Below are 12,518 nucleotides of genomic sequence, written 5' to 3' on the forward strand. Positions count from 1 at the left end.
ATTGTCCTGTTGTTCTTGAACGATGAATCAGGGAAAGATTAGAATATTTTTCCTTAGACAATGCATAATAAAAACATAATTTAAAGCAATTGCAGAAAGGGACGGAGTTGATGTCATATTTTCTGAAGTTTTTAAGAGGAAAGCGCTCTTCTCGGTTCCATCAAGCAAGCTATAGTTCTAATAATCAGAAAAAAAATATGGAAGATGATGTCCTGGTCTCTGATTTATCTCAAAATATAGAGAATCTCCAATTGCTATTTTCTCAAGCCCCTGATTTAGTGATTCGTCGCTTTCCCATCGCAGCGAGTAAAACGAAGGCCGCTTTGGTGTACTTGCCCGGATTGACAGATAAAGAGGCGATTCATAATCATGTTCTGAAGCCATTGATGAGCAGCTCCTTCGAACTTGATAAGGAACTGCCCATTACAATAGGAGATGTAGAAGTCGTCGATACGTGGGGCCAGATCGAAAGTGCGATTCTAGGTGGAGATAGCGTTTTATTGTTAAATGGACAAAACACCGGGTATCGATTAGATACAAAAGGATGGCCGCAAAGACAACTGAATGACCCTCAAAACGAAATAGCTCTTAAAGGTGCACATCAAGGGTTTGTGGAAACAGGGAGTCAGAATATCGCATTAATTCGCAGGTATATTCCCCATCACGAATTAATACTGAAAGAAATGACAATCGGTTTACGAGGAAAAACAAAGGTTTCTCTTTTATATTTAAGAGATGTGGCATCTGAAGACGTGCTAAGAGAATTGGAGTCACGGCTTCAAAAAATTACAGTTGACGCGATCATTAATACTGGCGAACTGATCGAGTTCATTGAAGACAATCCGTATTCACCCTTCCCGCAAATAATGTTGACCGAAAGACCTGATACAGCAGTATCCCAAATTCTCCAAGGAAGATTTGTGATTGTTTTGGACCGTTCTCCGAGCGTATTGATTGCTCCGACAAATTTTATGTCCTTTTTTCAGGCTGTGGATGATTACGGTTCCCGTTGGTTAATTTCTACCTTTATCCGAGTAAGCCGATTTTTAGCCTTTATAATTACCTTGTTTTTTCCCGCCAGCTATGTGGCGTTTATTTCCTTTAATTTTGAAGTCATCCCGATGGAGCTTTTACTTTCGATTGCTGAATCAAGGATACAAGTTCCATTCGCGCCTGTGCTGGAAGCGGTAATTATGGAGACGATCTTGGAATTGATGAGGGAAGCTGCATTAAGGCTGCCGACTCCAATTGGTCAGACCATCGGCATTGTAGGTGGCATTATCATTGGGCAGGCGGCTGTTGAGGTGGGTATTGTCAGCAACATTATGATTATCGTCGTTGCCGTTACAGCCATCGCTTCTTATAACATCCCTAATTATGATATGAGTTCGTCCATTAGACTGTTAAGATTTCCACTAATGCTATCCGCCGCCATGTTTGGAATTGTAGGGATTGTGGTAGGGTGGATGACAGTAGTTGCCCATCTTGTTAGTCTTGAATCATTAGGCACACCATATGGAACTCCTCTTGCTCCATTCCGATTTGCAGATATGAAGGATGCATTTCTGCGCTTTCCTTTATGGACAATGAAAACACGCCCAAAAGGAACGGGGGCAATTTCAACTATCCGACAGGGACGAAATCGCATGAAAAGGTGAAACGATGAAGAAATATGCCTATAATGAAATCACTCTCATGCAGTATATTTTTTTAATTAATGGAACACAGGTGGGGACGGGAGTTTTATCTCTCCCGCGCATACTGGCAGAAAAAGCTGGAACTGACGGTTGGATTGCTATTATAATTGGCTGGCTTTTCTCTGTGGCTGCCAGCATTTTTTTAGTTAAAACCGCTGCAAAATACCCTGAGGACACCCTTTTCGAAATTCTAATACGTTTTTTCGGAAAAATACTGGGGAAAGTGATTTTCTCTTTTTACATGGTGTATTTTGGATTTTACGCTTGGACCATTCTTGTAAACGCCAGTCTCTATATCAAGGCATGGTTTCTGCCTAAAACCCCTGATTATATCATTTTGCTATTATTTTCGATTCCGACTTTTTTTGTTGCCCGTAACGGGTTGCGCGTTTTAGGCAGGTACTCGGAACTAAATTTTTATATGGTATTGTGGATTCCTCTGTTTTTTTTGATACCGCTAAAGGATGGAAATTGGCTCCATTTCCTTCCTTTGCTTAAAGAAGGGTGGCGGCCGGTTTTATCTGCTGTGCCGACCACTGTATTTTCCTTTTTGGGATTTGAAGTAGCGTTCTTCTTGTACCCCTTTTTACAAAAAAAGCAGCATGCGGTGCTCGGAATCACGATTGCAAACACCTTAACAATGTTGTTTTATGTATTTGTGACGGTCGTCTGCTTTGCCTATTTTAGCCCCGATGGGATTATTGAATTTAATCAACCTGTACTGAATTTACTTAAACTTATTGAATTTCGTTTTTTGGAGCGTTTTGACATGGTATTATTGGCTGTATATCTGATTGTTGTTTCCACAGCCTGGATTCCTTGCGTATACATTGCAGCGTTTTGTTCTAGTCAATTACTTGGAAAACAGGATCACAGCAATTACGTGATTATTTTATTATTGATTATTATTGGATCGGTATTTTGGCTCGATCCTACTTGGTTTGATTCGGAAGGGTGGCAGAAGAAGGTGGTCAAAGGCGGGCTGGTATTGGCATTCGTTTCCCCGCCTTTTTTATGGGTTTATTGCTGGATTTATGAAAAGTTCCGTCGGAGGGTAAGCCATTGAAAAGGAAGACATTGCTTTGCCTATCGCTTGTGGCTATGTTGATGACAGGATGCGTGGACCAAATGTATGTTGAAGATGTCACTCTGTCACTAATACTTGGTTTAGACTTGGACGAGGATGACAATTTAGTGGTGTTCATGTCAAGTCCGGTGTTTAACAAAGAAGCAAAGGTAAAAGAGGAGAAAGTCGAAGTGAAGGCTGTTACGATTCGAGATTCCAGGGAACTGTTTGATACGACCGTAATGGCTTTAACATCGGGAAGCAAAACGCAATTACTCTTAGTCGGGAAAAAGCTGTTAAAACAAAAAAATTGGATTGATTATATCGATCCCTTTTATCGAGACCCCAAAAATACGGTAACCACACGCGTGGTCGCCGTAGATGGGCCTGTTTCGGATGTGATTTTTTTCAGGCCAGAAGACAAGCCTCGTCTCCCATTATATTTAACTAATTTAGTTGATACAGCCTCCAGAAGAAATATCGCTGTAAAAACGACCATTCAAGAGTTTCATGAGCAAACGACGGAAAAAGGGATGACAGCAAGTATTACTGAGATGAAAAAAGACGGTAAAATCATGTTGACAGGTACGGCTCTGCTGGATGAAAAGGGCAGATATAAGTTAAGCATAACACCGCCTGAAAACAAATTATTACGCATCCTGCAGCATAAAACAAAGGGTGATTTCCCGTTTACCATTTCAGTCCCTTTGGAATCGAATAGACGGGATAATCATTGGATCAGCTTTAGTACGCCGAACGTCAAGGTAAAAACAAAGGTAAGGTATGACGGTCATTTTATATTTGACACAGACGTGAAAATGAGAATTGCCATTACAGAACGGCTTTTTCCATACAATGTAAGGAAGGACATAGCGAAACTGCAAAAGAGTATTGAAACGATACTTCAAGCAGATTTCGAGCGCTTAATCAAGAAAACACAAACCGCCACCATTGACCCGTTTGGATTTGGGATTTATGCAAGAGCCTATACATATCCAGAGTGGAAAAAAGTTCAAAATCAATGGGGACAAGCCTTTTCAAAGGCTGATGTTAACGTCAAGGTAAGTGTAACCATTGGCGGGATGGGAACGATTAAGTAACACGGGCCAATGATGTGATTTCATTTGGAAGAAATTTATGAGTTTTCCAGCTAAAGCGGGCCATTTTTTAAGGGAGAGGTGACCGGATGGAAAAGCTGTTCACATCGTCGTGAGCTATTAGAATTTACCAATTATTAACAAAATATTAACCTCTTCCCTGTATTTGATTACGAAGGTATTTGTGATAATTGTGAATGGGAGTTTTTTTCCACAATTAATAGTTTACTTCTAGAACAAATCAAATGTTGGGAGGTAAGGAAATGTTAAAGATTGAAAGCAATTCTCTATAAGGAGCATTGCTTTATTTTGGTATTATTCTATCCAATACCCATTTCATTTTCTCTACTTAAGATTCTTATCTCAATTCATCCCAATATAAAAAGACATACTCTGGTTCATGCTCTTTTTTCAACTCATCAATACTTGCTATTATATCTAAAGTTTTCTGTTTATTCGTATGCAAAGTATTACTAGCGTTCTGTTTTAAGCCCTTTTCATTCATGATTTACACTCTCCTTTTTAGCATAGTTTGTGCTCTGCCCCTCTTCTTATTCTTGTTTTTGCAAGGAATGTAATCAGGTGTAATTTCCAAAATAAAAGAAGAATAATGGAATTTATTATGAAAATCAGATTACCTAGTTCACTCTAATATGTATGTCTTATGCTGCTTTGTTCATTTCACACGTTCAAATAGAGGCGAAAGGAAACGAGCATTAAAAAGATTCGTGTTTGTATAAGAGAACATATTGTGAAACATTTCACTTAAAGTAAACCAGCTAATAGTTTGTCAACATTTTTCAATAAAAAATTTAATAACCTCATGATATACTAAAAATGTTCATGCCAAATAACCTTCCTAAATTTCCTTATTGGAAGGTTTTGTTGTATTTAGTTAGATATAGGTCCTATGCTATATCTTGGAAAGAAGTTCTGCTTTTTAGTAAGGCGTAAATCCAATGTAAAAGTTTGTTTACACCTGCAATAATCGCTACCCTAAAGGGTTTTCCTTCTTCTCGTTTCTTGTCATAAAACTCTCGTAGTCTTCTATTGCGTGGAATGATCTCATCAGTCGTTTTCTTTTTACGGGAATCCCGAATACCACTTTGAACAGCCATATACAAGGCGTGGCGAAGCCTACACGAGCCACGTTTGGTTATATGGTTTACCGATGCAGTAAACTTTCCTGAAGAATACACGCTAGGATCTATTCCAGCGAATGCAACTAACTTCTTGGCACCATTAAACCGATCTATCTCTCCGATTTCAGAAATAATCGTTGCAGTGATTTTTTCTCCGACTCCAGGGATAGATTGAAGGATTTCATATTCTTCAATTTCGCTAGCGAGGGCATCTATTTCATCCGCAATATTGGATAGATGCTCTTGGTATTGAAGTACAATCTTAACCAAGATTTCAAGGTTAAAGATATGACTATCGTAGAGATTGTTTTGAAAAGGATCACGAAGGGCTGCTTCTCTTAACTTCTGTGCCTTTTCCTTTGCCCATGTCTCCGAACGACTCATACATAATGAAGCTATTTTATCCGTTAATTCTTTTTCACTCACATTTAATACAGCCTTAGAAGTAGGGAACTCTAGTAAAGTAAGCATTGATACTTTCGAATATAGACTTCCAAATACACCTCGATACTCAGGAAAAACCTGATCAATTAAAGAATGAAGCTGTATCTTTGTTTTAGCTGATATTTCCGCAATACTCTCTTGTTGTCTTGTCAGATTACGAAGGTTTAATAGTTGAACACCACGCTTCTTGTAAGGTTCTAGTTCCTCTTTATAAAACAGTTCACAAAGGTGATAAGCATCAATTGCATCAGTTTTTACCTTTCGGAGGCTTGAGCTCTTGGCTCTATGAGAGATTAGAGGATTAACGATAATATAAACATATTTTTGTTCCTCTAAAAACTGAATAACGGGAATATGATAATGACCAGTTGATTCCAAAACGACCGAAGGTTGATGACCACCAGCAGCCTTTTCAACATCTTGAAGGAACTCTAATAAACTTCCTAATCCTTTAAGATTATGAGTGATACTAAAACTCTTACGATATGGTTTACCTTTATCTAAAAACGCTTGAACCTAGCTTTCTCCTTTTGATACATCCAGACTGGCAGTATGGTTCAATCGGCTAATCGAATAATTTGATATAATTTTCTTAAAATAGTTAAATTCGGAGGAGTAACTTTGGAAAATCAACGAATTACTAAGAAAAAAGTATTGAAATACCTTCTACTTGTTGTAGCAGCTGTATTAGTTTATGTAATTTTTTATTCTCCTACTTTAAAAATGCCAATAAGTTGGGCGGGCGCTTGGGTAGCAATAGAAGCGGAACCAAGTTATATCCCTTTTGAATATAGTAAGAGTTATATGACTACTACTTCTTGTGGTAAGCGGTGCGATAAACTAAAATTACATTACTTATCAAAAAAAGCCGAGCTCGTTATAACTGCTACAGATTATGTAAGTTGGTATGATGACCCCAAATGGGATAAAAAAAACAAAATTAAAGGAACCAAATATTTTTATCAAGAAAAAAACGGAAAGCAATACTTAGATTGGGAAGAAGAAAAAGAAGAGTTAGAATTAACAGTTGAATATCAAGGTGAAAACAAATTAACTAAATCAGAAATTGTTAAAATTGCAAACTCTATAAAAGCTGAGGGTAAGTTATTAAACTAACTGGTAGCTTATGTAAAAGACGGGATGCTACGGCGATCCCGTTTTCTTATTGTGCTAACGGGCAGTTTAGTAAAAGAAGGAATACATTATTTTTGTAGAGAATTTAAATGCGTATAGAATCAAAGAAGGTGGGAGACCTAATGGAGTTTTTGCCAATTGATATTAGCAAACACAAGGAGTATGTTATTCCGTTTCGTAGAGATTCTTTCATTATTAGTTTTGGTACTGATAAAGATTTTGGGGATGATAACCAGTATCTCGATTGGTTGCAGCAACAGTATTCAAAAAATCCTAAAGGCTTTGTGTTAGTTGTTGAAAATAATGTGCCCACCGGTCAACTCGAACTAACTATAAAGTAATATGAAGGAAAAGAAATTGGCTATGTCAATCTGTATTACCTTATCCCTGAAAAACGAGGGATGGGTTTAGGTTCCCATTTAAACCACTATGCGATTACATTCTATAAAGACAATAATGTTAGTGAGTACCATCTTCGTGTTTCTCCAACGAATAAACATGCCATTGCATTTTATACGAAAAATGGAATGAAGCAGATGAAAACTGAGATGGATGGTAAAGTAGTTAGAATGTCAGGGAATATTTAAAGAATACAACCTTTTTTAAAAAGATTGTGAAGTGTTGTACTTACACTAACGGGGGCTAGAGTTGAATAAGACCAGGTTGCTGCGGCAGCCTTCTTTTTTATGAACTATAGTGCAGGTTAGCGGTGCAAATGTTTCTAGTTAAAATGGAGAATGGTCACATTCCTCTGGTAAAGACTAGACAATTCCGTTGGAATTGAAGGGTTATATCGAAGAATCAAATGAAAGGGTAACGCCTTGAAGGGTTCTCTCTTAGTCGAGTAGCATTGGATTTAGTAAGAATGACACTGTTATAAGCTCGGTGAAAAGGCGTGAGAAATTAAAGTACCAGTTCGGCTGACGAAAGCCTACTCGATGGAGTGGTGTAATTCATGATGCTTGAGTTGAATGAATATGGTGAGAATGCAAATCTGCCTACAATAAAAGGTAAAGCTGACAAACTTCCGAATGTACGGGTCTATACCTGCAATACATAGAAATGTGTATATCACCAAATTGTGAGATTAGATGTGGATTAGTAAGAATCGCTAATATGAAAGTCCATGATACGTTACAGGCGTATGAATTCTGACAGGCTTAGAGGAAGCACCTAAGTTCATTCTATAATAGATATAACTCAACGTTGTAAGCTGATAACGTGGAGGACTTACTTCTAATGAAACGTTTGCAAGGAAGGCACTAATGACACTAGTTACTGTATAACTTGTCTTTATATCAGTGAAAGTGGTGGCACAGTACCAATGAAATGTCTAATCCACATGGAGGGATAGCCACTAGACTAACAAAGATTTATTCAACCGTAAGGCAGTTCTTTATCGATTAATAAGGTTCTTGTGAGACTAAAAGAGGTTTAACTCCGAAAGGAGTCACCAACTTATTGAAACGGAAGAAACTGAGACACAGCGAATATTATAGTATGCAAGATTGTTTTGACAAACTATATGCTCAAAGTGTCAGCGGTCATCACTTCTATGACTTAACAGAATTAAAGAGTTCTAAAGATAATATACAACTTGCCTACCGAAGCATCAAAAGAAACACTGGTAGCAAAACTGCGGGAACAGATAAATTAACCATTAACGATATTTTACCTTTAACAGTGGAAAATGTAATTGCAAAGGTTCAAACCATGTTCAAATGGTATAAACCGCAAGCAGTAAGGCGTGTATTCATTCCAAAAGGTAAAGGAAAAACAAGACCTTTGGGGATTCCAACGATTTGGGATAGAATCTTTCAACAATGTGTACTTCAAATTTTAGAGCCAATTTGTGAAGCAAAATTTCATAAACATAGTTACGGATTTAGACCAAATCGCAGCACTCATCATGCAAAAGCTAGGCTAGAATTTCTTATCAATCAATCTGGACTACATCATTGTGTCGATGTAGATATTACCTTTTTTAGCGACATTAATTTAGGACGGAATAATGCCGTTTAGGTAAGTAAATAACAAAAATCCTTCTGTATGCTAGCTTATTCGCAGTATTGTTTCTTATTTCGTTATGATCCTGTTCGAGCACCGTAAGGTGTCTGAAAAGAACTGATGGAATCTCCCTTTAATCCCATGATAGTCCGCATTTTACGCATTGGGTGCTGCTTTGAAAGTTCTTTTAAGTCTGTAATTGTAATGTGTAAATAAATTTGAGTTGTGGATAAACTTTTATGCCCAAGTAACTTTTGAATGGACACCAAATGAGCCCCCTCTTGAAGAAGATGAGTAGCACAGGTATGCCGCAATTTATGTGGAGTCACTTTTTTCTGGATTTTAGCTGTTTCTGCATATTTTTTGACCATGTATTGAATTGCTCGTGGAGTAAGTGCCCCTCCTTTTTTGCTTACAAAGAGTTCTGAAATCTCACTAGTTCTTGAAGCCAAGTACTCTTCCAGGGCTTCCTCAACAATGGTATCAAGTGGGACGTACCGTTCACGACCTCCTTTTCCACAAATAAGAATCCGTTTTTCAGTGAAACTGATATCTATTAATCTTAATGAGCAGATTTCACTAACGCGCAAGCCAGCGGAATACATCAACGTAAGAATAACCCGATCACGCCGTCCAAGAATTGTCGTAGTATCTGGTTGTGAGAGAATATCTTGCATTTCCTTGTTTTCAAGGACGTCTGGAAGGCGCTTTGGTGTATCCAGTAATTTCGGCCACTTTTTACGTTGATCTTGTTTTGAATCTAGCAATTCCATCAGGATAAGAAAGTCAATAAAGGCAGAAAGAGTAGCCAACTTCCGTCCGACCGCAGCTGAGGCATTGTTTCGTTCAATGCGAAGATAACGAATATAATCCACAACTATTTTAGCTTTTGAGGGATTATCCACATGTGGATAATGAACAGCACAAAAAGTATTATATACTTTTAGGTCAATGGCATAAGCTTCAGCTGTTTTTGGACGGCAACCTCGAACCATTTGTGAATATTCTAGAAAGTCTTGAATCGTAGATTCATTCATCATTTGTATGATCTCCTAACAATGGTGGGATATTTTTACGTAACAAGCTCACTGCTTTTCTAAGATCTTCAAAATCTGAATGATCATAGGTACTTGTTTCAGCTAATGTCTTGTGTCCTAAAGCCTTTGCGATAACTTCAATTCTCCCACCACGTTGAATGAGGTGAGTTGTAAAAGTGTGACGAATTGTATGTGGGCTCACAGGTTTTTGTATTTTTGCGATTTCTGAATAGTGACGAATGCGTCTAGTTACAGTCCAAGGTTTTATCTGCGAGCCCTGAAGATTTAATAAGAATGGACCGGATTTTTCCTTGCGATATAATCCAAGATATTGCTTGAAGTCATTCAAAGCAGCTTTTGGAATGGAAACTTGTCTGTCACGCCCTTTACCCTCACGAACATGAACCCATCCCTTTTTCACATCAACGTCTTCAATATTAAGGTTACTAAGTTCACCTACACGAAGACCAGTAGTGTATAGAACAAGAAGAGTCATATAGTCAGTAAAACCTTCTTGAGTAGAACGGTCAGGTGCGGATAGTAAAGACAGCATTTCATCTTCTGTTAAATAAGATTGTTCTTTTGATTGTTTTGGAACTATTTTCAACGCCTCCATTGGGTTGTCCGATCTCCAACCACGATCCATGGCATAGGAAATAAAAGACCGAAGGTGGGACAAATTTTTATCTATGGTACATTGAGAAATCCCAGCCTGTCTACGAGAGCTCAACCAGCGAATTACGTCCACACCTCGCAATGATTCAATGCCATTCTCAAGACAGTTAGGACAACCTATAGCAAATCGAGTTAGGCTAAAACGGAATTCCTTTATTGTGCTTTTTGTGTACTTATTCATCCCTTTTGCCGTTCGTAGAAACTCCTCGATCTGTTCCTCTAACTTTCCGATAAGGGGTTCCGCTAAAGGCAAAGTGACGGTGTATTGCCGCCGTAACGTATTCATCGGTTTCTTTGAATTTTTATCCATTGATTTGAGCTTCGGTTGCTTCGAAATTGCCAATTCATTAATGGGATGAGATTCTATCGTAGCTGCAATTTCTGGGTTTTGTATTCTTGCATAATGTAGTGTTGTAGTAATTTTCTTATGACCTAGCCAATCTTTTATTTGTACAATGTTTCCCCCTTGTTGAAAGAGGTGTGTCGCACAGGTATGCCGTAACTGATGTGGTCGTAAGGGTTTGGTCCACATCTCAGAGTAAGATTTAAAGGTAACCCCAATTAGATTATTGTTCATTGCTTCTTTTCTCCAGGTAAGAAACAGTGGGGCATCGCCATCCAGGTCCTTACGTGTGGCTAGATATTCTTGAAGCAATTCTAGAACCTCCCCAATTAGAGGTACTCGTCGATCCTTACGTCCTTTACCCGCTCGGATACAAAGCACCTGCTCTTCCCAAATGACATCACGGAGAAGAAGATTAGCAGTTTCCCCAGCTCGTATGCCGGTGGCATACATAAGGGAGAACAAGGCTAAATTCCGTTTTCGTATGGGATCAAACTGACGCCTATTTAAACTGGAAACAATTTGTCTTCTTAACTCTTTAATACAATCTTGAATTTCCTCTAAAGAAGCTATTTCAGGTAGTTCCTGATGGGCATCTAGATTAGTATAAGACAAATGGGAGCTAGGATTGTCCATCCGATACTCCTGTTGTTGGTAGTAGGTAAAAAAAGTACGAATCTGACTAATTATTAGATTTCGGTAACCGAGGGATTTACCATCTGTTCGTTCGATACAATAGTTTTCAAGATCGCCAAGGGTAACAGTATCGAAGTTAAGAGATCGATCTTCTAGATGTTTAATTAGCTTCTTCAATCCCCTCCAAGAACTTAAAACAACCTTAGGGGTATATCCCTGGATTACAGTCTGATGTTCACGATATGTTTCAATAATAGAATCCATAATAATTTCTCCTCTAAAATAGATTACAAGATCTTTCGATCTTATGGACAATTTATTTATAGTTCTATCTTATATCGCTAAAAAAGGTTTCTTTGATAATGTTAATCACAGTAAACTTTTAAAACAAATGTGGTCACTAGGTATAAGGGATAAATCACTTCTTTCTATAATATCCAAACTTTTAAAAGCAGAGATTGAGGGAGAAGGTATTCCTACAAAAGGTACTCCGCAAGGAGGTATTCTGTCACCTTTATTATCCAACATTGTATTAAATGAATTGGATTGGTGGATTAGTGACCAATGGGAAACATTTGAAAGCCAATATACTTACTCTACCAATGGTAGTAAGTATCAGCATTTAAAGAAAACTGAATTGAAAGAGTGCTTCATCGTTCGCTATGCGGACGATTTCAAGGTAATATGCCGAACTAGGTCACACGCAATAAAAATGAACTACGCATTGAAAGACTTCTTGAGAAAAAGACTTTATTTGGAAACAAGTGAGGATAAATCGAAGGTTATTAATCTAAAGAAAAACTCTTCCGAGTTCCTTGGATTTTCAATGAAAGTTGTAAGGAAAGGAAAAACAAGATTTGGCTATGTAGCAAGGTCTGATATGTCGAAAAAGGCTAAAGAAAACGCCTTTCGAAATATTAAGGAAGCTATAAAGGCAATCAAGAAAAAGCCTTGCATTCAGACAGTTTGGAATTTCAATACAGTCGTCATGGGCATCCAAAATTATTACTCGGTCGCTACTAACATCACTATTAATCTGAATGAGTTAAACTCCCATCTACCCAGAACGTTATATAATCAATTAAAGAACATTAGAACCGAGGCAAGTTTCCATCAGATGAATAAAACCTTACAGAAAAGATACAAGGGATATAAGGCAAAACTGTATATGATACAAAAAATGGTTTTTGTCCCCATCCACGCACAACGGTGGAAAAAGACAGTAAGCCCGAATTATAAA

Annotated in this window: 9 protein-coding genes and 3 pseudogenes; 8 read left to right on the forward strand and 4 right to left on the reverse strand. The window is 37.9% G+C overall.

Annotated features, from left to right (window positions below; translation table 11 throughout):
• Positions 1-110 precede the first annotated feature (110 nt).
• The 3 genes from COJ96_RS26325 to COJ96_RS26335 are packed head-to-tail and all read left to right on the forward strand — an operon-like array spanning position 111 to position 3,863.
• Positions 111-1,658, forward strand: a complete 1,548-nt coding sequence (locus tag COJ96_RS26325) for a spore germination protein (protein ID WP_098576603.1) — start codon at positions 111-113, stop codon at positions 1,656-1,658.
• A 4-nt stretch (positions 1,659-1,662) separates the two neighbouring features.
• Positions 1,663-2,763: a GerAB/ArcD/ProY family transporter gene (locus COJ96_RS26330; protein WP_098576604.1), complete on the forward strand. Its 1,101-nt coding sequence runs from the start codon at positions 1,663-1,665 to the stop codon at positions 2,761-2,763.
• Complete coding sequence (locus COJ96_RS26335; protein WP_098576605.1) at positions 2,760-3,863, forward strand: Ger(x)C family spore germination protein; 1,104 nt, start codon at positions 2,760-2,762, stop codon at positions 3,861-3,863. Before COJ96_RS26330 ends, COJ96_RS26335 begins: the two co-directional genes overlap by 4 nt.
• 355 nt (positions 3,864-4,218) lie before the next feature.
• Here COJ96_RS26335 and COJ96_RS28960 read toward each other — a convergent pair whose 3' ends face one another.
• A complete protein-coding gene (locus tag COJ96_RS28960) occupies positions 4,219-4,365 on the reverse strand; it encodes a hypothetical protein (RefSeq protein ID WP_180230274.1) in 147 nt (48 codons plus the stop codon).
• A gap of 403 nt (positions 4,366-4,768) precedes the next feature.
• Positions 4,769-6,007 (reverse strand): annotated as a pseudogene (locus COJ96_RS26340) (IS110 family RNA-guided transposase).
• Positions 6,008-6,067: 60 nt separating this feature from the next.
• Here COJ96_RS26340 and COJ96_RS26345 point away from each other — a divergent pair.
• The 4 genes and pseudogenes from COJ96_RS26345 to COJ96_RS26355 all read left to right on the forward strand — a co-directional run.
• Positions 6,068-6,562: a hypothetical protein gene (locus COJ96_RS26345; protein WP_098576606.1), complete on the forward strand. Its 495-nt coding sequence runs from the start codon at positions 6,068-6,070 to the stop codon at positions 6,560-6,562.
• 140 nt (positions 6,563-6,702) lie between these two features.
• Positions 6,703-6,921, forward strand: a complete 219-nt coding sequence (locus COJ96_RS29440) for a hypothetical protein (RefSeq protein ID WP_257148646.1) — start codon at positions 6,703-6,705, stop codon at positions 6,919-6,921.
• A gap of 60 nt (positions 6,922-6,981) precedes the next feature.
• Positions 6,982-7,167, forward strand: coding sequence for a GNAT family N-acetyltransferase (locus COJ96_RS29445; protein WP_373561751.1), 186 nt, complete (start codon positions 6,982-6,984; stop codon positions 7,165-7,167).
• Between the two features lie 874 nt (positions 7,168-8,041).
• Positions 8,042-8,572, forward strand: a pseudogene (locus COJ96_RS26355) (reverse transcriptase domain-containing protein); the annotation flags it as partial.
• A gap of 92 nt (positions 8,573-8,664) precedes the next feature.
• Here COJ96_RS26355 and xerA read toward each other — a convergent pair.
• Positions 8,665-9,627 (reverse strand): site-specific tyrosine recombinase/integron integrase, encoded by a 963-nt coding sequence (gene xerA / locus COJ96_RS26360; protein ID WP_098576608.1) that lies wholly within the window; start codon positions 9,625-9,627, stop codon positions 8,665-8,667.
• On the reverse strand, positions 9,617-11,542 hold the full coding sequence (locus COJ96_RS26365) for a tyrosine-type recombinase/integrase (RefSeq protein WP_098576609.1): 1,926 nt from the start codon (positions 11,540-11,542) through the stop codon (positions 9,617-9,619). The genes xerA and COJ96_RS26365 overlap by 11 nt, the downstream gene beginning before the upstream one ends.
• Positions 11,543-11,624: 82 nt before the next feature.
• On the opposite strand from COJ96_RS26365, the pseudogene COJ96_RS26370 reads away from it, so the two are divergent.
• Positions 11,625-12,518: pseudogene (locus COJ96_RS26370) on the forward strand (reverse transcriptase domain-containing protein); the annotation flags it as partial.

Origin of the sequence: Bacillus sp. AFS073361, from assembly GCF_002567005.1 — a bacterium.
Taxonomy (GTDB): Bacteria; Bacillota; Bacilli; order Bacillales; family Cytobacillaceae; genus Neobacillus.